Origin of the sequence: Thermoanaerobacter kivui, assembly GCF_000763575.1 — a bacterium.
GTDB lineage: Bacteria > Bacillota > Thermoanaerobacteria > Thermoanaerobacterales > Thermoanaerobacteraceae > Thermoanaerobacter > Thermoanaerobacter kivui.
On sequence record NZ_CP009170.1, the window covers coordinates 2,280,383 to 2,305,854 of the forward strand.

Genomic DNA, 25,472 nt, shown 5'->3' on the forward strand with positions numbered 1-25,472 from the left:
TAATCATTCCTCCTCTTCTTTTTCTTCTAAATTTTCTTTTTTACCTGACATTCTGGAACCAAAAGCATACCCTGACAGTATATAAAAGACGTTTTCCTCAGATGTCAAAGGCCAATCTTTTTCACCGCGGTATTTGTCCATGAGCTTTTTCATCTCACTGTAAACCTGCTCATTGAAGCGAAGTTTATCATACTGTCTTAGTTTTTCAAAAATCAAGTTGGACAATTGCTGAACTTTTTTAAAGCTCATGCCTTGATAGTTGATTTTGTCTAAAATAGGTTTGCTCTTATGCCCTGAAGAGTATTGTCCCTTACCTACTTCGCTTATGAGATAGCCCATCAAAAAGAGAGCAGCCTGAGGTTCACTGTATTTCATCTCTAATAAATAGTTTTTTATCTCTGGTTTCACTTCCAGCATTTCTGATACTTCCGTCAAGTTTTTCACCCCTTTTAATAATTTTTCTTCCTGTAAAAGTTTTATTAAAAATCCAGCTCTTAAAATTTCCTGACTTAAAATCCAATCCCTATTTTCTTGAGCAATTCTTCTCCTCTCTTGATTAGTACCAGCTAATGAATCTGTTAAATAGAGGCGTGCTAAAGTTACAAATTGAGTTACAAGAAAATCGTAATCTATAGGTTCTCTTTTAAGCAGTCCATGATAAAGGTAAAGTAACTTTTTGTGCTCTGTCTTATCACCCTCTCTCAAAGGTAGTAGATAATAAAGTCGGGTAAGGTCCAACCACCAATCTCTGCAATCACCACCCAATAATTTAGCAGCCAGGTGAGAAAGCTGGTTACTCTTCTTAAAAAGCCCAAAGAGCCAGCTTGGGGCCACATCTTCAATTAAGCTTAAAACTCTAAATTCACTCTGGGTTTTTTGATAAAATAAGAAAGTTAAAAGAGCTTGATTCTCTATCCCTTCTTCTTCCATCTCATAAAGTACTCTTCTAAGTTCTTTTTCAAATTCTTTTTCATCCGCTATACTCCTCACCTGACCAGTAAAATCTACAATATTTTGTGTTTTCTTTCTTAACTTCCCTACTATATTAGAAAAATCCATCTTCCATCCTTCTAAATCATGAGTTAAAAGTAATGAAGGTAAAAGTAAGAAACTAAGATTGCCTATTCTAAATCCCAAATTGCTGAGCATATATCTTTCAGCTACCAAAAGAGAATTAAAGCATTCCTCGCAAATGAGAAAATTGCGAGAAAAGCCTTTTTCATTTAATTCAGAAGCAAAACCAATTTTATCAGTTATATAAGGCTTAAAAAATTCAAGTCGCTTAAAAGCAGTAGGACTGACTCTGTCTTTCTTTTCTCCGCAAATCGAGCAATATCCTTCAATCACCTCCTTTTCAAATCCTTCTGTACGATATTCAATTATCACATCGTCATAGGGTGATAAATCTATTAAAGGTTTATTATTTAAAACTATTGTCCACAGGGCTATTTGCCTCTTTTTTACTCCAATTTTTTTAGCAATCTCTTCTGACAACTCTTGCGCTACTAATTTGGCTAAATCTTTTTTCTTAATTAGCTCTTTAGCTTTTTTGATAATATCTTTAATTTCTTTTTGCGCCTTTTTATCAGTTTGCTCCTTCTGATATTGGTTTAATTGCTGTAAAAAATTGTCCAGTTCATTGAGGTTCTCTTTTAACTTATCATCTTTTAAAGGAAAACCAATTTTTCTAATATCAAATAAGCTTTCACCATTTGGTAGCACAACAAAATATCCTTTTAATATTTTATCTATTGAAAGAGCCAATTCCGAATGTTGTCTGCTGCGGCGTAAAAGTGTCTGATAAAGGTTAGAAAGCGTAGAACCCATAAGATAATTTAAATTGCTAACAGTAAGAAATATTTGAGGAATATTCCCTGAAGCATTACCTACAAAACGCCAGCGAAATAAAAAATCTTTTCTGGATTTGTACTCCTCTGGAATCTCTTCCAAATCAAAATTAAATTTTAATTCTTCACCTTCTTCAAAGAATTTAAGTTTAACTAAATATTGTTCCTCCTCCTGTTTAGGTGAACTCAAATCTTCTATAAGGTAGGAAAGCATTTCTTCATCAACGCCCAAGTTTTTGCCAATAAAAGTTACTGCCTCTAACATTTTTATCCCTCTTTCTTTAATGATTGTGCCAATTTCCTCTGAGCCTCTTCGTGTGGTTCAAATCGACCATAGCCTACAGAAGTTTTAGCTCCGGCTCCAGCCCAGCTAAGAGCTTCTTTTATCCATTCCTGCAATTTAAATATATCTTCTTTTCCTTCTTTAATTCGAGGAGCTATGGCAAAAACAAAAGTTTGGTCTGAAGCTACTGTTAAAAAAGGTATGGGCACAGGGTCATACCAATCTCCCGGCGCATACCAATCTCCCGGCGCTTTTTCGATTTTATTTTTCTCTTGCAAATAATAGGGGCTGTAATGGGGTGTCATTACATCAGCTTCTAATTTAATAGCTTTTATTGGTAACACATCAAAGAAAATGACGCTTCCTGCTTTATCGGATTTTCCCTTGCCTTTAGGTCCAAATATTTTCTCTATTTCTTTCGGATCTATCTCGCTCCATTCTTCTGCCCAAGAACGCACTAATCCTTTAAAAGAACTTCCCGGAAGATAAGGCACTCCCAAAGTATGATGCCATACAAAACCATTTTCTATGGGGTGTTTTCTCCCCAAGCCGGTAACAAACCGCCACTGGGTTTTGTAACACATATAACTTCCTCCTAAAGTTGTTACAAGAGATAAAAGGCGAGTAAGAGCTTCTTGTATAAGTGATGGGTCGCCTATGTCACCACTAGTCACCGATTGAATCCATTCTTTTTTCCCATCTTTTTTCCCATCTTTTTTCCCATCTTTCGCTATAGTCCAATCTTTTTCCCACTGGTAGAAAAATTTATCATACCAGAGGCCAGCGTTAAAATTTTTTTGATATTTCTTCCACATTTCGATATTTTGAGCTTCTTGATAAAGAGGAATCATGATGTTTCCTCCTTCTCAACAACAGTCTCTTTCTTAAAAAAAGCCACAGCAAATTTTTTAAGCCACTCCAGGTAAGCTAAAGCTTCCATCTGGGCTTGAATATATGTCTCCCTGCTACTGTTGACAATGGCCTCCATCAAATCTTCTGCATTGCGATAAGGAGCTTGGGAATGATCTCTGCAAAGCCAGCTCTGTATGGAATTGTATAGGACATAGTGGAGGTCTTCCTTATCACCTTTGGCCTGTGCTAAAAGAGTAGCCATGGCTTGTCCTAAGCCATTAGCTAAAATTGTTGCAGGCAAACTTTCTACATATGAAGCGTATTTATTCTTATTATCAGAAGAGTACCTACCATTGTCGTTATTTATTTTTCTAATTTCGTTCAAGGCATGTTTAGCCCTTTCTTGAGCAATAGAGGGCCTCATCTGGATTCACCTCCAGAAAACCACTGTATCCTGCACCAACCCTGACCTATGGTTTCGTTTCCTCCCACTTGGAGATACGGACTATCTTTAAACAAAGACTCAACCTCATATAAGTCATTTTGATCCTCTGTAAGCTTTCTTTCAAAAATAAGAGAATAGAATAATGTATCAGGAGGAATTACTTCTTCATACCATAGGTTGTCACTGGTCTTGTTTTTATTCAGTACATTCCGGGCATTAACAGGTAGCCCGTACTGAGCGAAATATTGAAATTCTTTATCATCGATGATCACTAACTGAGTTTCTAGACGCTTTTTTACTGAATCATGTGGAATGAACTCTTTTAAAGTTTCTACTATTTTATTGAGATCTTTACCTTTGCTTGTGGAAAAAACTATTTCTTCCAGAAAGAGTTCTCCCATTTCTTCTTGAACTAAGGCTTTATCCCCGGGGTCAGGTATATCGAAATCCCAAGACAGCCCCATCAGCTCTCCATCTCTTTTTAGACGCTCTAAAATATAGGGACAAGTAACCCACTTAAAGGGGCCTGGTAGAGACCTCACAGGTAAAAGAAGAAGACGAGCATCGGTTATAAGCAAAGATCCCGCTTGGTTTGATTCGCCAAAAATCCGCTTTAATTTTTCTTCTTTTTCTCCCCATACCTGCTCTGCCTTATCTCTCAAAGCACCTTTTAAGCTAGAACCCACTATAACTGGATAACCTGTGGTTTTTTCCCGAGCTACAGGTAAGTCCACTGCTCCTACCACTTGTCCCACCCCAGGGTGCAAACTGGTCTCTGCAAAAAGAGATAAAATACTACCCTTCATTTTATCTCCTCCCATCTACCTATAATTATCTGGTTAAAACCATAATCTCCTCTCGGTTCCAAGCATTGCCCGTGAAGTTTACTCAACTTTTCTTTTATATCCTCTCTATTTTCCGCTTCATAAAACCATAGGCTGCCAGGAGGAAGAACAGGCACTAAAGGTCTGGGTTCCTGTTTTTTTAAGTCCCAACCTCCCACATAGAGGCATTTCCCTATGCACGCCGATACCATTGTGCCGGGAATTCCAGGAGGACCTTGAAGTATAGCTGTATCTAACGGCTCGAACCATCCAGGTGTAAGAAGTAAAGCAAAAAATCGCAATTTCCCATCTTTGTCAGGATAAATTTTCGGAAATGATGGTAAAACCTCTTCAGGAAAACCTGTAGCTACTTCAACTCTAGCCAGGCGCCCTTCTCCACCTAGAGGTATTGCTTTGATGCCAGAAGTATCCCAATCATCAGGAATGCCCCCTACATATATGGCCAAAGATGTTTCTTTTTGAGGTCTTACATGAACTACATAGTAAAGATGACCCTCCTTGGCGGTGCGGGTTTTATCGGACCGCTCCAAACCTATACGGGGTTCATTGAAATATACCTTGTCCCTGGGCAATATATCTTCCTCATTGGGAAGGCCGCCTTGTATCACCTCCTGAAGACCTTCTCGAGATATATACTCCCCTTCTATTACCTTATACCCTTCTCCACCTTCATCTGCTATAACAGGAAGGCGAACTTCCCCTAAATCGCAACGAACCTTGGAACCGGGCACTAATCTTAAAAAATCCTTGCCTTTTTTCAGAAGTAAAAGAGGTGCAGGAAAATAAGGCTTATTTTTGTACAAGAGATAAGGACCCTTAAACTGAATTTTGCCTAAATTATCTGAATCGCCCAGTTCTTTAGGCCATAAATTAGGCTTTTCAGGAGACCACCCTCTCTTTATGGCTAAACTATATCTTACTGCCCCCTGTAGAGTGGTTATAAAGGGTGGAAAAAGGCTCTGTACGCTACTGTATCCTCCTTCGCCCGCATGAAATGAGACTCCGCCTCGGAAAAAGAAAGTGTCCAAAGCTTCAAAGGACCACTTGCTCCAGTTCATGCCTCCACCCCCTTCTGGCTTAGAAATTTCACCAGCATAAGGCCATCGGTTTGAAAACTGGCTTTGTCTACATCCATCAAGTACCCCTTCCCATCTTCCTTTCCTTTTCTTTTAACCCTCTGGCAAAGCTTTAAAATATGCTTTGCTTTTTCTCTTGCTGTAGGCCAGTCCACTTGACGCTCCCTATTTTTCCTGTATTCTGCAGCCAAAAGGTCTACTAAATACTCTTCAGATATCCATTGTTCCGGTAGCTTCCCCTCCTGAGAAAACAAAGGTTCTATTCTCTCCCGCAAATTGTAAAAGAAAGTAAAATTGTATTCTTTAGGCTTGTCTCCTTCGGACAAAGCATTTAAAAACTCATCAAAGATATTGCCGTTATGGGTTTTGATGAACTCCCAAGGAGCAGACCAAGTTAAAACTCGCCCCGATCCTTTCCAAACAGTTATAGCTAAGCTATCTCTTCCAGTTTCATCTTTAGCTACTCTATCCAGTAGGTCATGAGCTTCCTTTATAACTCCGGTTAATGGAACATTGTAGTGGGCATATACTAAAGCTGCCGAAATAGTGCCTTCACCATCTTCCTCCAAAACTTCGTAATCATTTCCAAAGGTTTCTCTAAAAGCATTGACGTATGTTTCCCGCAACTTAAGAGCCAGAGATAGCGCTTTTTCCAGAGAAACCATTGCTAAGACGTCATCTCCTCCAGCATAAACCAAAACTCCATTATGGAGTTGCAGACTGTTGACAAAATATCGGGAACCCGTTATGATGAGAAGGGTTCCTTGTTTTTTTAACGGTACAAAGCAAAAGAGGAGAGGAGAAGAAAGATGTTATCAAAGAAACAGGATGCCAGACATCAAATAGAATTTGTAAGCATAGATCAGTTAGTTCCAAAAGATCACCTTTTAAGGAAGATAGAAAGAGTTATAGATTTTAGTTTCATATATGATTTAGTAAAAGAGAAATATTCCGAAGATCACGGCAGACCAAGCATAGACCCAGTAGTACTCATAAAAATACTTTTCATTCAATATCTTTTTGGTATACCATCGATGAGGAGGACAATAGCAGAAATAAAAACAAATGTAGCGTATAGATGGTTTTTAGGGTATGGGCTGACAGAAGAAATACCTCATTTTTCAACATTTAGTCAGAACTACATAAGAAGATTCAAGGGGACGGATATATTTGAAAAAATATTTACGAAAATTTTAGAAGAAGCAATAAAACATGGGCTAGTAAATGCAGAGGAAGTATTCATAGATTCAACCCATGTAAAAGCAAGTGCCAACAAGAAGAAATACACCAAAGAAATAGTAGAAAAAGAAGCCAGGACTTATCAAGAAAAACTAGAAGAAGAAATAAACAAGGATAGAGAGGCTCATGGCAAAAAGCCATTAAAGAAAATCAAGAAGATAAAGACGAAAGAAGTGAAAGTAAGCAAAACAGACCCGGATAGCGGAATGTTAAACAAAAACGGAAAAGAAAAAATCTTTGCATATTCTTTTCACACAGCCTGCGATAAAAACGGATTTGTATTAGGAGTAAAAGTTGAAGCTGCAAATGTACACGACAGTGTGATGTTTCAAGAAGTATTAGAAGAAGTTGAAAAGAGGGTAAGAAAACCGAAAGCAATAGCAGTAGACGCAGGCTATAAAAATCCGTACATATTAAAGACAATATTTGATAGACAAATAATACCATCAGTGCCGTATACAAGGCCAAAAACAAAAGATGGTTTCATGAAAAAACATGAATTTGTTTATGATGAATACTATGACTGTTACATATGCCCGCAGAATGAAATATTAACATATGTTACAACCAACAGAGAAGGATATAGAGAATACAAATCAAACCCAGAAAAATGTAAAAACTGTCCTCTAAGAGAAAAGTGTACCCAAAGTAAAGACTACACAAAGAGGATATTCAGGCACATATGGGAAGGATATGTAGAAGAAGCAGAACACCTAAGGCATACACCTTACTGTAAAGAAGTATATGAGAGAAGGAAAGAGACAATAGAGAGAGTATTTGCAGATTTAAAGGAGAAGCATGGTTTGCGATGGACGACGTTAAGAGGGAAGGAAAAATTGTCCATGCAAGCGATGCTTGTTTTTGCTGCCATGAATTTAAAGAAAATGGCCTTATGGTTATGGAGGAAGGGCAAAGGGCCCTTTGACATTTCAAAACTTTATTCATTATTTGGAGTTTTAAAGAAAATTTTATCCAGATATATACAGCCCCTGCTTTCGGTACTAAGAAAACAGGGGCTAAAATTTTGCTTTGTCAACAAACTGAAACTCCATTATGGAGTTGTACCACATCTTTTACGTTTTTAGAAAAACTATTCAAGGCAGAACTAATCTTTTTGGCATTGTACCTCCGCAAAAGAGCACCCATTCTATCTCCATCCATCAAAAGAAGAGCATAGAAGGAAGAAGGCTTTTCTCCTACCTTGTCCGTAAGCTCCTTTAAAGCTTTTTGACATTTTTCTCTCTCATCTTTGGGATCTTTCCCACCTTCTTGCACCCAGAGATTGGGATTACTCAAAGCAGCTTGGTGAAAACAATTGCCATTCAGAGAGAGAAATTCTCTCGTCTGGGCATCGCGGTTTGCGATTTCTCTCAGCGAAGGGAAAAGCTCTAAATCTTCCTTGTGTGTAGCTCCAGGAAGAAAAGAAGCACATTCTGCATATTGTCTCACTATTTCTGGAAGATTTTTTGCTGCCTTTATTATCCACGGCAAAGCTGACAAATACGGAGTAGAAGGATAATTTTTCTGCTCAGGATCCCATCCTATGGCTTCACGAGCTACCAAAGGAAAAAGCCTTTTGATTAACCCTATAGCAGAAAGTCTCTCCCTTTCATCCAGCTCGTACCCGCCTACTTGTTTTCTTAAAGATTCCCAAAAAGCATCCTGTTTTTCTCTTTCTTTTATGCGCAAATACCCTGAAAGTTCCTGAAAATGTCCCATCAGGGTGCATTTATCACCAGGTTCAGGAAGCAAAATGCGAATTCGCCAGTTTTTCCTGCGATCTAAAAGGTTTACCTGTCCTTCCTCCCCTAAAACCCACATTATTTCCCAGAAATTTTCCACTTGGCGCTTCCAAATTTCCTCAGTGTTGTTCCCGTCCTTGGCTACAGGCTGAACAAACTTATCCCAAACAGCCTGAGCTATTTTTAGCCAACCATTTTTTACAGCCTCCACACATTTCTGCGGGTCAAAATCTTCCGGAACCTTTGCCATGAAACGATTGGGCAAAGTGGCAATGCTAGGACCTTTTTTGACTTTCTCCCCCTCCCTTATCTCGGCAATGGTTTTCAAGAGAGCATCTACCCTTTCTCCCCGGTAATCCACCGCCGGGAACACCATCTCTCCGCCATTCATCAAAACCTCAGAAATGGCCAAACCAGAAAGATACGAGAGAAGAAAAGACCCAACCCAGAAGTCCCTGGTTCTTCTCGCTTGGGCCACGAATTCCTGAACGGGACCTATAGAGAAATGTAAACTCACTTTACTCATTTGGCCACACCACCTTGGCTCCTAAAGTTGGGCGCTTCAGGAAATCAGAAATTACGTCGTAATTTACCTGCACGGGGACAATCTTTGATTGCCCACCCCTCTTGATTTCTACCCTTACATTCTGAGGTAAAAACTGAGATGGAATTAAACTAAGTACTCCTACATAATTACCATCAGCTAATTTATGAATATGAATAAACAAAGGGCTCGCTCTTCTCTTTTGTCCTTTTGAATCTGGTTCTATAGAAACTTTACCTTTGCCGCTAAAAAAGTAATTATGAGGCAAACCAAAAACTACTCGCCGTGGAATCCTGTTAATTCTCTTCCCATTCAAGAAATCAAGCATCAAGTCGTGGTCATCAGCAAAAATTTGCTCTGCTTTCTCCCCCCAAGGCAATACATGCTTATCTTTTGAAGCTCGTCCATAACTTCGATATCTCAACAACTCCATTCCAACCTCATTTAAGAGTGCAAGAGGATCTTTATCTCCTTTTTTTACAAATATTCGAGTTTTACTACTAAAAGCCGTGTATGGAGGTAAGGTGTCGTCTCTACTTACTTTGTTTAGAAATCCTCTAAGGAGGTTTTTTAATTCTTTTACATTACGAGGCTCATTCCACTCTTCATTATTTTCTACTCGCAGAGAAACCAAAGAAAGAGAACCAAAACCTCTCCTGGACCTGGCTCCTGCTCCGCCAAAAAGCCCCAGAGCCTGTAAAGATTGTTTCAAAAATTTTAATTCTTCTTCTGATACAGATTTTTTTAAGAATAAACTGAGAGTAAAACTCCTGCCGTTTTCAATATATGGCCTAATTCCTTTTTCTGTCAAACCATACCCTAAGTAATTTAATCCATAAGTATATTTATTGAAAATCTGTTTTTTATTAGGCATAAGCGTATTGTCATCAATTTTTATAAGAAACTTAGCTTGCCCCTCAGTACTGCCAAAAATACTATTTTCTACCTCAAAAACTTCTTTTAGAGAACCCAGCTGGGGCCAGGCAACAGCTCGGAACCAAAATCGCAAGAGCCCTTTCAGGCTGGAAGGCCTAAGCTCTGTATTAGTTCCATTATCAGCCCCACCCATGAACATAGGTGTGCTTATATGATATGTAGCTTCAATTCGCACTTTCCCACCCCCCTTTTTTGCCAATCTTAAAAATAAATTTACCTTCGCTTTCTCGCCTTTACTTTATTGTCTGTATTTGCTAAAACAAATTTTTACTTTTTAGTTTTTTCCCTAATCTAAAAGTTTTTCCAACATTGAATAAATTTCTTTTAATTGTTTTTCAATGCTGGTTGGTATTTCTTGAGCGCCCTTTGTTTTACCGCAGTGGGCAATGCTATTCCGTAGATCTCTGATTTGTCCCCACAGTTTAACTAATTTTTCGCTCTCAGCCAATTGCTCAAACCATTCTGGTACTAAAGCTTCCTCCCCTTTTTTCTTTTTCAAACTACTGTTTAGGGCTAGCTCTATTGTATTCGTCCTGTAATCCCTATCCAACCATTCTTCTTTCAGATTTTTGTAAGCTACAAAATCCACTATCCATTCTCTAGTTAATAAAATTCCCTCTGTGTATCGTCCCTTATCTATATAATGTCGAATAATCGCTAATTGGCGTCGTAGATTCTCCCCAGTTAATTTCTGTGAATCGCATTCATAAGCCAATTCCTTTATTTCCCTTTTTACCTCGTCTAAAACCACCCCAAAGGGTTTAGCCCAAGTCTTTACTTCACCTGAAGCCTGTTCAAACAAAGGCAATAATTCTTGAGAAAATTCCATAACTTTTAAAGGGCGGAGTAACTGCAAAGCTTGAGATACCCTTTTGAGCCCTTCTCCTAATTTCTTTAATTTAGTCGGTTTTTCTCCTGGCTGCTCTTCCTTCCAAATTTTATTCTGGGTTTCGGCTATCCGTTCCGCCAAAAAAGCGGCATCACTTCTTTGTCGCAAAAATTCTACTCCAATCATCCAATCAAACAAATCTATCAATTTTGTTAAGTCAAAGATAGGAACTATATCTTCCTCTCTTGCTTCATATGCACCGTACAAAATAGCTTTAATTTTTGCTCCTTTGACCCTTTCTAAATAGACAGCTGCCGTAAATACTATTAAAGGCAAAGATCGAAAGGCATGAGTAATATCCAGAATCACTTCGTCCCCTTTTTCTACAACTTGAGTACATATATCAAAGATTTCCCAAAGTTCCCCTTCTGATTTTCCCTCAGGAATTTCTCTTTCCTTTAATTTAACTTTATCTTTTAGACGTTTTTGTAAAGTTTCCCAATAAGTCTCTTCTTCCAAAGGTTCTGGAAGTCCTTGGTTGCATTCGGGGCACTGCTCTCTTTTGGGAGGTCTATAATTTTTAGCCGATGGAGTCAGTAAAATTATAACCTCCTCAGGTTGAAAAATTTCAGCAACCGCTTCCGGAAAAAGATGGGTCCTAGCTTGCTTATCTTCCCAGACATAAATAACTTCTTTATATTGTCCTTTGCCTAGAAAACTTATTGCTTTTTTCATTACTTATCCCCTTTCAAATTTAACTTTTTTCTTAACTTCCTCTTCTTTTCCTCGCCTCCTCCCTCACTTGGTGTAGGTTAATAATCTCTGCTACTTCAAACTGGAGGGGAAGGCTTCCTTCTATTGGTCGAAGACGCAATACAGGAGGAAAATAGCCACACCTTCCGTGTACTTCTGCTAAAAGAGTTACTGCGCTTATGCTGAGAGATGGCGGATTTAGTATAAAAGGTACTGTTTGCCATTCATGTGGCGTAAACCCTACTCTATCTACCAACTCAACAATTTGAGGAATTAAGGACTTCTGTTGGTCTATGTAAGCATCTATCTCTACAACGCGTTCTATTTTTTGCCCCAATTTTTCTTCTAGTTTTTGAATTTGGTTCTCTGTTAGAGGATGTGAGAAATTTATGAGAAACATTGCAAAAACCCTCCATATGTAGTTATTCTTCTAGATCTTTTAAGGCAAAATAGGGTGCAAATTCTGCAATGAGAAGATTGCGGTCTACTTTCATAGAAGGATAATCCTTCCACTCCTTTAATTTTTCATAAATGACTTGCAATTGATTAGCTATAGTCTGCTCTTTTTTATGAAGAATCTTAGATATAGATGCATTGTCGTAACCTTTACATACAAGCTCAACAATCTCTCTTTCTGCTAGAGTAAGCCAATGATTTAAAAATTCCTTTTTTCTCTTAAACTCCGCTTTTTTAGTCAATTTTCTATACCAAATCTCAACTTCACTAGGGTCCCCTATCTCCGCTACTGTGCGCATTAAAGTAGAAGCTTCTGACCAACGTATTACAGGTATTTGCACTAACCAGACTTTTTCCTCACTTGAAAGATGAAGTTTGCGTTCATTCCCCGGTTCCCAACCTTCTGTAATAAGATACCATAAACGATCTTCATCCCCAAATAAAAGCTGAGCTACAAGCATTCCTACCACACCCATTATTTTCCGCCCACCTGAAATAAGAAAATGGATTGTGAAATCATTTTGCTTAAGTTCTCGAATCTCTTTATAAATAGTGCTTAGCAAAGCCTTTACACTTTCTTCTGTGAGAAAATCCTCTATCACCCCATCACGGGAATAACCCTTTACAGGTACTTTAACAAATTCCATCTTATAGAATTCCTTTAAAAACTCATCGTCTAAAATTCTTAGTGCATCAAGTACTTTGGAGCTTTTGGTATATATCACAATTACCTTGCTAAGTGGATACCCTCTTTTTAGCAACTCATCTAAAGCAATAGTGACTACCTGTGGTTCACTTCCTAAAGTTGCTATTAAAACTTCTTTTCGTTTTTTTAGCCTTTCCTTTTTGTTTGGATTTTTCATGATAATTCCGCCCTCTTCCACCTTGTCAATTATTTTATCCAAATTGCTCAAATTTTTCTATGTAATGTGTTACTATTTTAAATAGTAATTCCTTCACCCTATTATCTCAAAACACCCAAACCCTTGTGAATTTTTGGCACCCAAACCTGTGTAGTAGGCAAGTTCCAGAAGTTCAGGAGTAGTCTCAACATCATATATCCCCATCCATCCTTTTACATAAACATTTTTATATTTGATCATCTTTGAATATCTTCTGTCTTCTTTTTCCAATAAGGGATAAAGCTTAAAATATGGATCTTTCGCTTTTACTTTATGGACTAATTCATATTTTTTAAGGAGATTGTTAAGTAAAAGGAGAGAAAATTTGTCATCCCATGGAGAATAATAATAAGTGTATTTTATGTCTCCATTCCTAAGAGTAGTGTACATAACAACAGGAGAAATAAATTTTATCCTTGCTTTATTTTTAAAAACAGGAGGATTGTCTATATTGAGTGAATTCAAAATAAATTTTTGACCATTAAAATGGCAATACTCCTTTTTTAACGCATTTTTTGAAATATCAAATATAAATTCATCTAAAGGAGAGGCAACAGTAAATTTAAAAGGAGGTTTTATGCTTATTTTTTTCTGCCCTTTGGAATCTGTTAAAATCTTGAACTCCCCTTCAATTCTTGAAAAAGTAAATAATTTAAATTTTCTTTTTTCATATTGAAACCCTTCATCATGTAAAAAAGCTGCAAACTCACTGTCCCCCATGAGGTCATACAAAAAGCCTTGAACTATATAATTATAATGAATTGGCAATACTAAATTTTTTTCTCCCACAAATTCCAAAGTAATTCTCATAATAACACCTCATAAATTTATTCCAGTGAAGATATGGATATATTGGTTTTACGTGTATATAATTCTACATTAATTCTCATTTTTCCTTCTTAACTTTTAAAAAATTTTTAATGATTTTGTCTAAATTTATTTAATAAATAGTAAACTATAAAACAAAAAAGAAAAGCCCATTTTGAGCTTTTCTCTCTTTATAAAATTTCCTGAAGTGTCTTCCAAGCCAGTAGAGCACATTTTACACGGGCAGGAAAGTCAGATACTCCATGCAGTACTTGGGCATCACCTAATTCATCTAAGTTTACGTCTTTTTTGTGTATCATGTCTATAAATTCTTGAACAAGCCTTAAGGCCTCTTTTTTGTCTTTCCCTTTTATAAGGTCTATCATCATAGAGGTTGAAGCTTGGCTTATAGCACATCCATGACCTGTAAAAGATGCGTCTTCTATAATGTCACCATTCATTTTTAGATAAATGGTAATGTCGTCACCGCAAAGAGGATTGTGCCCCCTTTCTTTGTGAGTAGCATCTTTAAGCTCTCTTCTGTGAGGAGAGTTTTCATAGTGTTCCATTATAACTTCAGAATAAAGCTGATTTAAATCGCTCATTTAAACCACTTCCTGACTTTTTTTAGTCCTTCCACAAGGGCATCAATATCCTCAAAATCGTTGTAGAGATAAAAGCTTGCTCTTACAGTTGCAGGAACGCCTAAGTATCTCATTAAGGGCTGGCAACAGTGATGCCCACTTCTTACAGCAATTCCTTCTTCGTCTAGTATTGTAGCAACATCGTGAGGATGAACTCCTTCTACATTGAAGGAAATTAAGCCTCCCCTTTCCTTCGCGTCTTTGGGGCCATACAATTTTACAAAGTCTAATTCTTTCATTTTTTGAAGACCATACTCCAAAAGCTCGCCTTCGTGTTTATATATATTGGTAAGCCCAATTTTTTCTATATAATCTATGGCAGAAATAAGCACATACGCTCCCTCTATATTAGGAGTACCTGCTTCAAATTTAAGAGGGGAAGGTGCAAATGTGGAATAGTCCTCGTAAACCTCGTCTATCATTTCTCCTCCTCTTAAAAATGGCGGTACCTCTTTAAGTAAATCTTCTTTTATATATAAAACCCCAATCCCCATAGGTCCTAACATCTTGTGACCAGAGAAGGCAAAAAAGTCACAATCTATCTTTTGTACATCAACAGGCATATGAGGTACACTTTGTGCTCCATCTATTAACACTTTTGCCCCGTATTTGTGGGCAATATGTGTAATCTCCTCCACAGGATTTATTATTCCTAAGACATTTGACATGTGCTGGATAGCAATTAACTTTACTTTATCAGACATTTTTTCTTTAAAGTCTTTCATAGAAAGCCTAAAATCGTCATCAAGGTAGACATATTTGAGTTTCGCCTTTTTAGCTTCCGCTACCATTTGCCATGGGAGTATATTGCTGTGGTGTTCGGCTATTGTCAGTATTATTTCGTCTCCTTCGTTTATATACTTCATTCCCCACGTATATGCTATAAAGTTTATAGATTCTGTAGTATTTCTCGTAAATATTATAGATTCTTCAGTTTTAGCGTTAATAAATTTTTTTACTCTTTCTCTCGCCTCTTCGTAAGCCTGTGTGGAAAGAGCACTTAAATAGTGGGGGCTTCTATATACATTGGCATTTAACTCTTCATAATATCTATCCATAGCTTTAATGACGCTAATTGGCTTTTGTGTTGTAGCAGCATTGTCTAGGTAAATAAGCTTTTTACCATGAGGTTTTACATTTAATATAGGAAAGTCTTTTTTAATCTTTTCTACATCAACATATTTCACCTTAAAATCCTCCTTCCTATATGACCCTTTATGATGATTTCTCTTACGGGGTCATAAGGAATTAAGTCTATGACAGGATTCAATACCGCTTGTACCATCAAAAGTTTTGCCTCTTCTAAGCTAAAGCCTCTACTCATCACATAATAAAGCTTGTTTTCATCAATTTGCCCCGCACTGGCTGAATGGTTTGCCTGCACGTCATCTTCGCCACAATAAAGAGCAGGAATAGCATCGGATTTTACAGTCTTGTCAAGCAAAAGCACTGTTTCATTTTCATCAGCTTTTGCTTTTTTAGCACCTTTTTTTATGTCAATGTTGCCTCTGAATACAGCTTTTGCGCTACCCTTTAATGCGCCCTTTAAATCTACACTGCTGGTAGTTTTAGGAGCCTGGTGGAAGACTTTATAGGACATGTCATACTTTTGACTATCTACTCCTAAAAAAATAGATTTAGAGTTAAAAGTTCCACCTATTTCGTCAAGATATACCGTTACGTCAAAAGCGCTTATTTTTGACCCTATTACAACATTTGACCAGTTTACAGTAGCATCCTTACCTACAAATACAATGTTGTTGTCAAAGTCATTGAAGTCATCGCCTAACCTTTGTATTTTAACTATATTTACAGTAGAACCCTCGTTTGCAATTACTGCCGTTATGCCATTGTGAAAACCCTTAAGACCTGAATTATAGTCAAAAACAATGGTTATATTTGAATTAGCCTCTGCTTCTATGATATTGTAATCAATGATAGTGTCATTTCTTTCATCTCCTATAAAGTCAATTACTATAGGCTTTTCTGTCTTTGTATCTGTGGGGGATTTAATGTAAAATCCACTGTTGTAAAAGGCTTTTGCCATGTTTACAAATTTGTCATCTACGCCAAAAGCTCTGTCAACCAAAGACAATGTTTTGCTTTCTAAGTTTCCTAAGCTTTTAGTTATATCAGTTATTTTAACTGTTTCTTGTGAAGAATCCCTTAACACTACCAAATTATATTCTTTATAAAAAGGCAATTCTATTTTGTCTATATTAACTCTCTTCCACTTAGGAAAAGGAAGAGAAGAAAAGGCGTCATAAGCTTTTCTTCTGTATTCTTTTGCTATTTCATCTTCCTTTTCAAAAAGAGACTGTACTTTTTCATCCAAAAGATTTGACATGTTTTCACCCCTATCCTATCGCGCCTTCCAGCTCGAGTTTAATGAGCCTGTTCATCTCTACGGCGTATTCTAACGGTAAAGATTTCGCTATCGGCTCTACAAAGCCTTTTACAATCATAGCCCTTGCATCATCTTCGCTTAAGCCTCTGGACATGAGATAAAATATCTGCTCTTCGCTTATTCTTCCAACTTTTGCTTCATGGCCAATATCTACATTGTCATTTTCTATTTCTATTACCGGCATTGTGTCAGACCTTGATATGTCGTCTAACATGAGGCCTTCACATTGGACAGAAGCCTTTGCCCCTTCTGCTTTAGGTCCTATTTTCAAAAGGCCTCTGTAGCTGGATATTCCACCATCTTTTGATATGCTCTTTGCCAAAACCTTTGAAGATGTGTGGGGAGCTAAATGTATCATCTTTGAACCTGTGTCTAAGTGCTGTCCCTTTGCTGCAAAAGTCACACCTGTGTACTCGGCTTTTGCACCTTTTCCTTTTAATATAGAGGCAGGATAAAGCATCGTCTTGTGGCTTCCAAAAGAGCCGGATATCCACTCTATAATGCCGTCTTTTTCAACAATAGCTCTTTTTGTGTTGAGATTATAAGTGTTTTTGCTCCAATTTTCTATAGTAGAATAAATTATGCGGGCTCCTTCATTTACAAATAGTTCCACACAACCTGCGTGCAGGTTTGACACAGAATACTGGGGCGCAGAACAGCCCTCTATAAAATGGACTTCGCTGCCTTTATCAGCGATTATGAGAGTGTGCTCAAATTGCCCGCTTCCTGGTGCATTCATTCTCAAATACGCCTGAAGTGGAACTTCTACTTTAACCCCTTCAGGAACATACACAAAGGTGCCTCCACTCCATAGGGCAGCATGCAATGCCGCAAATTTGTGGTCATAGGGAGTGACGTTTTTTGTCATGAAATACTCTTTTATTATGTCAGGATATTTTTTTACTGCGGTGTCCATGTCTTCGAATATGACACCTTGGCGTGTAAGATTTTCTTTGATGTTGTGGTATACAACCTCAGAATCGTATTGTGCACCAACTCCCGCCAAAGCTGTTCTTTCTGCCTCAGGAATTCCAAGTCTTTCGAAAGTTCTTCTTATTTCCTCTGGCACGTCATCCCACGACCTTTGCATCTTTGCGCTCGGACGTATATATGCGATGATAGAATCTATGTCAAGCTTACTTAGGTCAACGCCCCATGTTGGCATAGGCATTTTTTGATATATTTCAAGAGCCTTTAATCGGAAGTCCCTCATCCAGGAAGGTTCATTTTTTTGTTCTGAGATTTCCAGAACAACTTCTTTAGAAAGCCCCTTCCCTGTCTGGTACTCGTACTTTATATTGTCTTTAACATCGTATATGCTAAAGTCTATGTCTTTTACATCTGTTTTTTTCATTTTTCCGCCTCCTACGCACTAAGCGCCATTTCTCACAAAATCGTAACCCTTTTCTTCAAGAATTTTTGCAAGGTCTTTGTCACCGCTTTTTACAATTTTCCCATCCATCAGGACAGATATTACATCTGGTTCAAGGTAATCCAGTATTCTGTTATAGTGGGTGACAATTAAGATAGACATGTCTTCTGTCTTTAATTTTTTAACCGCTTCTGCAACAATCTTCAATGCATCTATGTCAAGGCCTGAGTCAATCTCATCCAGCATTACAAGCTTTGGTTTCAAAAAAGCCATCTGGAGTATTTCAGTTTTTTTCTTTTCTCCTCCCGAAAAACCCACATTTAAATACCTATTTCTGTACTCGGATTTCATATCTAAAAGTTCTAACGTATTTTTCATATCTTTTGCAAATTGAAGCATTGATATATTTTGGCCTGTTACAATATTAACAGAGGTTCTTATAAAATTATCAACTGTTATGCCAGGTATCTCTTCAGGGTATTGGAAGGACAAAAATATTCCCTTTTTAGCCCTTTCGTTCACTTTCATGTTTGTTATATCTTCGCCTTCAAATAAAATCTGCCCCTCTGTTATTCTATACTTAGGGTTTCCCATAATGGAATTGCACAAGGTGCTTTTTCCTCCACCGTTGGGTCCCATTATTGCATGTATTTCTCCTTTTTTTATCGTCAAGTTAAGGCCTTTAAGGATGTGTTTATCCTCAACCTCTACATGCAAATCCTTTATTTCCAATAGTGTTTCCCTCATTTTTTACAACTCCTTTTTAATTCCGACTATTTTAATAGGAATGCTCAAGCAATATTATTATACACCACTTATACAACCAAAATCAATAGAAAGAGTCATAAGATTAATAATTATTTTCATTTAATAAACATATGTCAATAACCTTGTATAAAATATAAAAAGTCGGGACTTAAATTTCCCCGACTTTTATATCTCATCAACTTCCACAAATTTTGCCAGTATGTCATCTACAGGAATTATGAGATATTCCTCTCCCTCATGCTTTATTCTAGTTCCTGAAAATTCTTTGTATATAACCCTATCTCCTACAGCAAGTTCGTCTGTAGCACCAGCTGCAAGACCAGCTATTATTCCTTGATTTAATTTTTCTTCAGCAGTCTTAGGAATTATTATTCCTCCCACTTTTTTCTCCTCTGTATCTTTTTCAAGCTTAATAAGGGCATGGCCATTGACAGGCTGTATTTTAGTCATGATTTCTTCCCCTTTCTTTATAAATTTTGGTTTAAAATTTAAAAATAGAACAATATCTATTATACATCAGCTGTATCTTAGGGTACAAGTATTAAAACTTATTGTTCCACAATTCCCAATAATTTGTTGAGCTTTGGTTTGTCAAATCCTACCACGATTGTACCGTCAATATCTGTCTGTGGCACGCCTCTTTGACCACTGCGCCTTACCAATTCTGCTGCTGCGCTTGGATTTTTGCTTACATCTATTTCTCTAAAAGGAATATTGTGCTGCCTCAAATAAGCCTTTGTAGCATTGCACCATGGACAGGAAGGAGTAGTGTAAATTGTCACTCTGTGAGTTTTTTGTCCTTTGCCATCTGATACCTTTGGCGGAGCTGTAACTAACAACTTCTTATAATATTCATTGCTTTGAACGCCAAAAATAAACTGCCACGGCTCACCATTTTTAAATAGTATAACCGCTGGTACTACATTAATACCGTATTGGGGGTGTATATCTCTAATGTTTGAAACATTTACTGCATAAACTGGTACTTTGGGGTTGTCTTCGCTGAATTTTTTCATTATTTCAAACGCTTCAAGACTTTTTGGGAGGAATTAGAATAGAACATCAGCATAAAAAACTCTTCTTTACTTTTTACATCCTCGAAGTGCTGTACATCCTTTATAAATTCTAACATCAAATCACCTCTTTAAATATTTATGTTGCCCAAATCCACATTTATATAATCATAACCTAATTATAATTTATTCTTCCTCATGTCCTATTTCTACCCCCCATAAGTATTGGGTTCGCAACTTATATTATATGAAAATATCATTTAAAAATCAAGATATTTTTAACAATATTATTTTAATGAAACGATTGCACATATTGCAAAAAATTATCTCCCGTCAATTTTGCGGGAGATAATTTAATATATACACTTTTTCTTTTTCAATGTATTTTATCACTTCGTTGTAAACAAATCTTTCAAAATACTCGGCATCTTTATAAGTAAAAACTCCGCCTTTTAAAACAGTGTCATAGCAAAATATTGGAGAATGTTCTTTTAGTTTTTCTATTTTTTTCGCCTGTTCTTTTACCATTCTGAAGGCACCAATGTTCACATCTTTTATTCCCTCTACAGGTATTTTTAAGAAAAACTCTTTGACGAAATTTTTATAGATATTTTCAAAGTCATCAATGTACATCACCGGCTCAATAGAAATTCGAATCTTTAGTCCTTTTGATATGGCTTTTTTTATGCTTTTTATTCTGTCTTCAAGAGAAGGAGTAAACCTTTCGTATTTATCTATAACAGGCTGTGGCAATAGTGTCCATGCAAAAATGACGTTGTCTAATACCTTAAGTGAATAGACGGCTGAAAAATTACTGCTTTTTGTTCTTATTTCTATTGTGACATTTTTATTTTTTGTGGCATAGTCAACCCACATCCTCACAAAGTCTGTTAGGTATTCAAGGGCGAGTAAATCTGTTTCATAGGATATGCTCAAATACACTTTTTTGTCTTGTGTCAATTTATCCACTTCTTTAAAATAGTCTTCAATATTTACAAATATTACAAGATGACCCGAAGGATACATCCCTTGCAAATAGCAGTAATCACAGTCGTATATACAGTTTAATATATTAGAGGTGTGGTAAAAATTAATATTCCCAAAGTTTTCACAAAGCTTAGAACCTCTATATATAAAATCGTATCTTTTTTTGGCTATGATTAGATTTTGATGGTCTTTTTGGACAACGTAGTTTTGATTAGGCCTGTTAAAGACTTCATTGTATCTGTCAATGATGACAACCTTACTTTTAGTAAATTTTTTTATGATGTTTTGTGTTAGGGGACTATCTAATACCTCCTTTTCAACGTAAATGTGCGAGAATTTGCGCAAAAGCCCTCTTCCTTTCTTCTTTATTATTCACACTGATGTCATAAAAATCTTTCAAAAAGGTTATGTTTTCGCCTTTTCTCACTTTATAATGAAGGCAAGCTTTGTAAAAAATTTGCCTTTGGCTTGCAGTAAGTTTTAATGTCTGCGAAAGAAAATCAATTATATCTTTTTCTTGAGGGGAAAATATCTCTGTTTTTTTAAAAGAAGTTTTTACAATTTCAATAAATTTGCTTATTTCCTCTATTGTATTCTTTATCAAATTATATACCGTTTCTTTAGATACAGCGCTTAGGCTTACATTGTCAGAAACTATTTTTAAAAGATAAATTCTGTGAGTTTCAAAATATTTAGAAGCTGCTTGATAAAAACCACTGGCTTCCATATCACAAAGTTTCGCTGACATCAATGTAGCGTCATTGACGACATAGTTAAAAGTTTCTATATCGCTTTCTTCAAAAAAGTGGTTTATAAGTACATCCGGTATATAGTTTTTCTTTGTTTCATTATCTATAATCTTGTTAATGAGATATATACTCCCCAACTTGTCGTTAGAATCTTTAGAACCACATATTCCAATGTTTATTATATAATCATCAAAATCACATGAATATTTTGTAGCAGCATGAGAAACGGCTATACTGCTGTTTATTTTACCAATTCCTGTAACTATAAGAGTTATTTCTTCATTTTTAAAGACTTGAAAATATCTATTTTCTACATCCTTTTTTAAATCGTAATATTCAATTATAGGTTTTGCCTCAATATATAAAGCGGTTGCGATAAAGACCATCTTAGCACCTCTTTCAAGGTCACATAAAATTTGTGCCAAGAGAAATTCTCTTGACACAAAAAGTTCCCCCTTTATTCTTTAATGACAAGCCTGTGATACTCTTTTTTGCCCTTTCTTATTAAAATGCTATTATCTTTTATCATATCATCTTTTATATATTCATCAATACTTTCAACTTTTTCATTGTTTATATAAAGTCCGCCTTGTTGAATGAGCCTTCTACCTTCGCTCTTTGAAGGTATTATCTTTGCTTCAAAAAGCACATCCAAAACTTTTTTACCCAAAACATCGTGAGAGACGGTAACAGTAGGCACATTTTCTAAATCTCCGCCACCTTCAAACAATGCTTCTGCCGCTTTTTGAGCTTTTATAGCTTCCTCTTCTCCGTGTATGAGTTTTGTGACCTCGTATGCCAGTACTTTCTTCGCTTCATTTATCTCTTTGTCCTTTAAAGAACCTAATCTTCTAACCTCATCCATGGACAAGAAAGTCAAAAGTGCAAGAGCTTTCTCTACATCCGCATCGGCTATGTTTCTCCAATACTGATAAAACTCATAAGGGGAAGTTTTGTTAGGGTCAAGCCACACAGCACCTTTTTCTGTTTTACCCATCTTCTTGCCTTCACTGGTGGTAAGCAAAGTGAATGTCATGCCATATGCTTTTTTGCCTTCTTTTTTGCGGATAAGCTCTACCCCTGCAATAATGTTAGACCACTGGTCGTCTCCACCCATTTGCATTACACAATTGTACCTTCTGTTTAATTCAAGAAAATCATAAGCTTGCATCAACATGTAGTTAAATTCTAAAAATGAAAGTCCTCTTTCTAAGCGAGACTTAAAACACTCCGCTGTAAGCATTCTATTTACAGAAAAATGAACCCCAATATCTCTCAAAAATTCTATATAGTTTAAGTTGAGAAGCCAATCGGCATTATTCGCCATAATAGCTTTACCATCAGAAAAATCAATGAGCCTTTGCATCTGCTTTTTAAAAGCCTCGGCATTTCTGTTTATTTCTTCTATTGTAAGCATCTTTCTCATATCTGTTCTGCCGCTAGGGTCACCCACCATCGCCGTTCCGCCGCCAATCAAGACGATAGGCCTGTGGCCTGCTTTTTGCATATGGGACATTACCATAATTTGCAGAAAATGCCCCACATGCAAACTGTCAGCAGTAGGGTCAAAACCTATGTAAAAGGTGATTTTTTCTTTTTCTAAAAGCTCTTTTATTTCATCTTCATGAGTCATTTGCTGAATATATCCTCTTTCTTGTAAAACATCAAGTACCGACACAATAATACCTCCATCGCTTTTATTTTTTGTATATTGTATCAAATGAAACACACATTTTCAAATATTTTTGACAATATAATTTTATCATTTTATAATATTGACTATCAACAAACTTTAAAGAGAAGTGATAATATGAACTACAAGGTGTATGCCATCGGCAACAAAATAGAAAAGTTTTATTCCGACGCTATAAAAGAATATCAAAAGAGGTTAAGCCGCTTTTGTAATATTTCCTTTACAAACTACAAAAATCCTCAACAGTTGCCCAAGCAACAATTAGACAAATATTATAAAATCGGAATATCACCTTCGGGAAAATCGCTGTCTTCTGAAGAATTAGCAGAAAAAATAAAAGAGCTTGAACTTTCAGCAAAGTCAGATATATTAATAGTCATAGGAAATGAGGAAATTTCCTTAAATGAAAGCATTAGCATAAGTCCTATGGAAATGAGTTTAGGCCTTGCATCTACTATTCTTTTTGAACAATTGTATCGCGCTTATAAAATTTTAAACAATGAACCTTATCACAAGTGAATTTTACCATCAAATGCTAAATAAAGCTGTTCTAAAAGTATGAGCCGCATCAATTGATGAGGAAATGTCATTTTAGAAAAAGAAAGATTAAAATGGGATTGGTCCTTTATACTTTCCCATAATCCTAAAGAACCACCTATTATGAAAGTCATCTCTTTATACCCTGATTGAAAAGTATCTTTTATAAATTTAGAAAACTTATGAGAATCCATGCCCCTTCCTTCAATAGCAAGAGAAACAGCAAAACTTCCTTTTTTTATTTTTGAAAAAATCCTCTCCCCTTCTTTTTTTAAAATTTCTTCTCTTTCTTTTTCACTTAAATTTTGTGGCGCTTTTTCCTCTTCTACTTCTATAATTTCTATATTGCAATAGGGGCGCAATTTTTTCAAATAAAAATTTATTCCATCGTTTATATATTTCTCCTTTATTCTTCCAACAACTATTATGCGTATATTCATCTCTATGCTCCCCATTTTTAAACGACAAGATATTTAGGCACATCATCACAAAAATCGCATTTATGAGGTACCAGCCAATCCGTAAAAGAAACCTCATCTAATTTGTAAATATCTGGTGGTTGCTCGTACACTTCTACAAATTCCTCAATAGCATCCTCTAAATGCTTTTCACACACAACAAACATAAAACCTCTCCTATTCTCCGAGGGTTATAGTCGCATAGCCTGTCTTAAGAGTAAAAGTTTTGTAACGGACTTTTATTTTGTCTCCCGGGTTTTTTTCATAAATAATGCATTTCAAACTCGCCATAGTATTTACTGGTTTGCCGTCAACCTCTAAAAGGACATAACCCTTTCGTATACCAGCTTTGTAGGCAGGACCTTTTGGGTCAATATCTGCCACATAGATTCCCTCATAAATATAAACATCGGCAGAAATGTAGCTGGCAATTTCTTTGTCATAAGCAACTATGCCAATATAAGGAGCTTTGAAGGTACCTGTTTCTATAACTTTTTTTAGTATTGGCTTTACAATATTTATAGGAATAGCAAAGCCTAACCCCTCTGCTGTTGTAACTTTTGCAGTGTTTATTCCTATAGCCTTTCCTTGAGAGTCTACTAAAGGTCCCCCGCTATTTCCTGGATTTATAGAAGCATCTGTCTGTATAAGGTCTTCCATAATGCGAGGTTTCCCATCTTCTGTAATAGGAAGGCTTCTGTTTAAAGCACTTATTATCCCCGAAGTAACAGTTCTTTGGAAACGAAGCCCCAATGGATTTCCTATCGCTATTGCAGTTTGACCTACTGCAATTTTATCAGAATCACCTAAGGAAATAACAGGCAAACCTTTCGCGTCGATTTTTAATATGGTAAGGTCTAAAACAGGGTCAGTCCACAAAACTTTTCCTGGAAGTATACTACCATTGCTTAAATAGACTCGGATGTTTTTTGATGCTTTATTCGCCACATGGTTGTTTGTCAAAATATAACCGTTAGGGTTAACGATGAATCCTGAACCTACTCCTTCAACAGCTTTTTCTAAAAAATAATACTCCCTTTTAAATTCTATCGTAGATATTCCCACAACTGCAGGAGTATCCTTTTTAGCTACAGCTTCAGCTATTGTAGGAGGTTCCTCTTTTGGTATAATTACTTCCGTCCTTGTGCCTGACGGTGACATATAAGGTATTGGTATGACTTTTCCCCAAAGATATTTTGGTGCAATGTAGACAAAAACTAAAGAAGTAATCAAAGAAGCTACAATCGCAATAGCCCAAGAAGAATTTTTAATTTGCCGCTGCATAATA

26 protein-coding genes and 1 pseudogene are annotated in these 25,472 nt (G+C 36.5%); 2 read left to right on the forward strand and 25 right to left on the reverse strand.

All coding sequences use genetic code 11. The features are described 5' to 3' along the window. Nucleotides 1-3: 3 nt before the first annotated feature. From TKV_RS11550 to TKV_RS11575, 6 genes are read right to left on the reverse strand one after another with little or no spacing between them, the layout of a single operon-like run. Nucleotides 4-2,112, reverse strand: coding sequence for a TIGR02556 family CRISPR-associated protein (locus tag TKV_RS11550; protein WP_084574297.1), 2,109 nt, complete (start codon nucleotides 2,110-2,112; stop codon nucleotides 4-6). Between the two features lie 2 nt (nucleotides 2,113-2,114). Then, nucleotides 2,115-2,981 (reverse strand): type III-B CRISPR module RAMP protein Cmr6, encoded by an 867-nt coding sequence (cmr6, locus tag TKV_RS11555; protein WP_049686053.1) that lies wholly within the window; start codon nucleotides 2,979-2,981, stop codon nucleotides 2,115-2,117. Beyond that, nucleotides 2,978-3,406: a type III-B CRISPR module-associated protein Cmr5 gene (gene cmr5 / locus TKV_RS11560; protein ID WP_049686054.1), complete on the reverse strand. Its 429-nt coding sequence runs from the start codon at nucleotides 3,404-3,406 to the stop codon at nucleotides 2,978-2,980. Before cmr5 ends, cmr6 begins: the two co-directional genes overlap by 4 nt. Continuing rightward, nucleotides 3,403-4,233 carry a type III-B CRISPR module RAMP protein Cmr4 gene (cmr4, locus tag TKV_RS11565; protein WP_043883753.1) on the reverse strand — a complete coding sequence of 277 codons (831 nt, stop codon included), beginning with the start codon at nucleotides 4,231-4,233 and terminating at the stop codon, nucleotides 3,403-3,405. Before cmr4 ends, cmr5 begins: the two co-directional genes overlap by 4 nt. Then, nucleotides 4,230-5,330: a type III-B CRISPR module-associated Cmr3 family protein gene (locus TKV_RS11570; protein WP_049686055.1), complete on the reverse strand. Its 1,101-nt coding sequence runs from the start codon at nucleotides 5,328-5,330 to the stop codon at nucleotides 4,230-4,232. The genes cmr4 and TKV_RS11570 overlap by 4 nt, the downstream gene beginning before the upstream one ends. Beyond that, nucleotides 5,327-6,100, reverse strand: a complete 774-nt coding sequence (locus tag TKV_RS11575; RefSeq protein ID WP_394214542.1) for a Cas10/Cmr2 second palm domain-containing protein — start codon at nucleotides 6,098-6,100, stop codon at nucleotides 5,327-5,329. Before TKV_RS11575 ends, TKV_RS11570 begins: the two co-directional genes overlap by 4 nt. Nucleotides 6,101-6,157: 57 nt before the next feature. On the opposite strand from TKV_RS11575, the gene TKV_RS11580 reads away from it, so the two are divergent. Next, nucleotides 6,158-7,672, forward strand: coding sequence for an IS1182-like element ISTte1 family transposase (locus TKV_RS11580; RefSeq protein ID WP_049686057.1), 1,515 nt, complete (start codon nucleotides 6,158-6,160; stop codon nucleotides 7,670-7,672). Here the strand turns inward: TKV_RS11580 and TKV_RS11585 are convergent. The 16 genes and pseudogenes from TKV_RS11585 to tyrS all read right to left on the reverse strand — a co-directional run bounded on the left by TKV_RS11585 (nucleotide 7,620) and on the right by tyrS (nucleotide 23,174). Further along, nucleotides 7,620-8,855, reverse strand: coding sequence for a type III-B CRISPR-associated protein Cas10/Cmr2 (locus TKV_RS11585; protein WP_049686058.1), 1,236 nt, complete (start codon nucleotides 8,853-8,855; stop codon nucleotides 7,620-7,622). The genes TKV_RS11580 and TKV_RS11585 overlap by 53 nt on opposite strands. Next, nucleotides 8,848-9,984 (reverse strand): type III-B CRISPR module RAMP protein Cmr1, encoded by a 1,137-nt coding sequence (gene cmr1, locus TKV_RS11590; RefSeq protein ID WP_049686059.1) that lies wholly within the window; start codon nucleotides 9,982-9,984, stop codon nucleotides 8,848-8,850. The genes TKV_RS11585 and cmr1 overlap by 8 nt, the downstream gene beginning before the upstream one ends. Nucleotides 9,985-10,095: 111 nt before the next feature. Next, nucleotides 10,096-11,373 carry a TIGR02221 family CRISPR-associated protein gene (gene csx2, locus TKV_RS11595; protein WP_049686060.1) on the reverse strand — a complete coding sequence of 426 codons (1,278 nt, stop codon included), beginning with the start codon at nucleotides 11,371-11,373 and terminating at the stop codon, nucleotides 10,096-10,098. Nucleotides 11,374-11,404: 31 nt separating this feature from the next. Then, nucleotides 11,405-11,791: a CRISPR-associated protein Csx15 gene (gene csx15 / locus TKV_RS11600; protein ID WP_049686061.1), complete on the reverse strand. Its 387-nt coding sequence runs from the start codon at nucleotides 11,789-11,791 to the stop codon at nucleotides 11,405-11,407. Nucleotides 11,792-11,813: 22 nt separating this feature from the next. After that, nucleotides 11,814-12,752, reverse strand: a complete 939-nt coding sequence (locus tag TKV_RS11605; RefSeq protein WP_236617275.1) for a CRISPR-associated protein Csx14 — start codon at nucleotides 12,750-12,752, stop codon at nucleotides 11,814-11,816. 51 nt (nucleotides 12,753-12,803) lie between these two features. Further along, nucleotides 12,804-13,559, reverse strand: a complete 756-nt coding sequence (gene cas6, locus TKV_RS11610) for a CRISPR-associated endoribonuclease Cas6 (RefSeq protein WP_049686063.1) — start codon at nucleotides 13,557-13,559, stop codon at nucleotides 12,804-12,806. Nucleotides 13,560-13,747: 188 nt separating this feature from the next. Continuing rightward, nucleotides 13,748-14,161 carry a Fe-S cluster assembly sulfur transfer protein SufU gene (gene sufU, locus TKV_RS11615; RefSeq protein ID WP_049686064.1) on the reverse strand — a complete coding sequence of 138 codons (414 nt, stop codon included), beginning with the start codon at nucleotides 14,159-14,161 and terminating at the stop codon, nucleotides 13,748-13,750. Next, on the reverse strand, nucleotides 14,158-15,387 hold the full coding sequence (locus TKV_RS11620) for a cysteine desulfurase (RefSeq protein ID WP_049686065.1): 1,230 nt from the start codon (nucleotides 15,385-15,387) through the stop codon (nucleotides 14,158-14,160). The genes sufU and TKV_RS11620 overlap by 4 nt, the downstream gene beginning before the upstream one ends. Next, nucleotides 15,384-16,547, reverse strand: coding sequence for a Fe-S cluster assembly protein SufD (gene sufD / locus TKV_RS11625; RefSeq protein WP_084574299.1), 1,164 nt, complete (start codon nucleotides 16,545-16,547; stop codon nucleotides 15,384-15,386). Before sufD ends, TKV_RS11620 begins: the two co-directional genes overlap by 4 nt. Before the next feature lie 10 nt (nucleotides 16,548-16,557). Continuing rightward, entirely contained in the window at nucleotides 16,558-17,961 is a 1,404-nt protein-coding gene (gene sufB, locus TKV_RS11630; RefSeq protein ID WP_049686066.1) for a Fe-S cluster assembly protein SufB, read from the reverse strand. 18 nt (nucleotides 17,962-17,979) lie between these two features. After that, entirely contained in the window at nucleotides 17,980-18,726 is a 747-nt protein-coding gene (gene sufC, locus TKV_RS11635; protein WP_049686067.1) for a Fe-S cluster assembly ATPase SufC, read from the reverse strand. 186 nt (nucleotides 18,727-18,912) lie between these two features. Then, a complete protein-coding gene (locus TKV_RS11640; RefSeq protein ID WP_049686068.1) occupies nucleotides 18,913-19,197 on the reverse strand; it encodes a co-chaperone GroES in 285 nt (94 codons plus the stop codon). Between the two features lie 98 nt (nucleotides 19,198-19,295). Further along, a pseudogene (locus TKV_RS11645) lies at nucleotides 19,296-19,879 on the reverse strand (glutaredoxin domain-containing protein). 214 nt (nucleotides 19,880-20,093) lie between these two features. Further along, nucleotides 20,094-21,092, reverse strand: coding sequence for an SPL family radical SAM protein (locus TKV_RS11650; protein WP_049686069.1), 999 nt, complete (start codon nucleotides 21,090-21,092; stop codon nucleotides 20,094-20,096). Next, on the reverse strand, nucleotides 21,064-21,882 hold the full coding sequence (locus TKV_RS11655) for a 5'-methylthioadenosine/S-adenosylhomocysteine nucleosidase family protein (protein ID WP_049686298.1): 819 nt from the start codon (nucleotides 21,880-21,882) through the stop codon (nucleotides 21,064-21,066). The genes TKV_RS11650 and TKV_RS11655 overlap by 29 nt, the downstream gene beginning before the upstream one ends. Nucleotides 21,883-21,953: 71 nt before the next feature. After that, nucleotides 21,954-23,174: a tyrosine--tRNA ligase gene (gene tyrS, locus TKV_RS11660; protein WP_049686070.1), complete on the reverse strand. Its 1,221-nt coding sequence runs from the start codon at nucleotides 23,172-23,174 to the stop codon at nucleotides 21,954-21,956. 132 nt (nucleotides 23,175-23,306) lie between these two features. Here tyrS and TKV_RS11665 point away from each other — a divergent pair, with 132 nt between their 5' ends. After that, the gene (locus tag TKV_RS11665; RefSeq protein WP_049686071.1) at nucleotides 23,307-23,708 is read left to right on the forward strand and encodes a 23S rRNA (pseudouridine(1915)-N(3))-methyltransferase RlmH; all 402 of its coding nucleotides are present in this window, start codon (nucleotides 23,307-23,309) and stop codon (nucleotides 23,706-23,708) included. On the opposite strand, the gene rlmH is transcribed toward TKV_RS11665, so the two are convergent. Genes rlmH through TKV_RS11675 form a run of 3 tightly spaced genes read right to left on the reverse strand, consistent with a single transcriptional unit; the run spans nucleotide 23,699 to nucleotide 25,468 of the window. After that, nucleotides 23,699-24,166, reverse strand: a complete 468-nt coding sequence (gene rlmH, locus TKV_RS11670; RefSeq protein WP_049686072.1) for a 23S rRNA (pseudouridine(1915)-N(3))-methyltransferase RlmH — start codon at nucleotides 24,164-24,166, stop codon at nucleotides 23,699-23,701. The genes TKV_RS11665 and rlmH overlap by 10 nt on opposite strands. A gap of 17 nt (nucleotides 24,167-24,183) precedes the next feature. Next, nucleotides 24,184-24,351, reverse strand: a complete 168-nt coding sequence (locus TKV_RS12595; RefSeq protein WP_003867872.1) for a CxxH/CxxC protein — start codon at nucleotides 24,349-24,351, stop codon at nucleotides 24,184-24,186. A 10-nt stretch (nucleotides 24,352-24,361) separates the two neighbouring features. Continuing rightward, the gene (locus TKV_RS11675) at nucleotides 24,362-25,468 is read right to left on the reverse strand and encodes a S1C family serine protease (protein WP_049686073.1); all 1,107 of its coding nucleotides are present in this window, start codon (nucleotides 25,466-25,468) and stop codon (nucleotides 24,362-24,364) included. Between the last annotated feature and the right edge of the window lie 4 nt (nucleotides 25,469-25,472).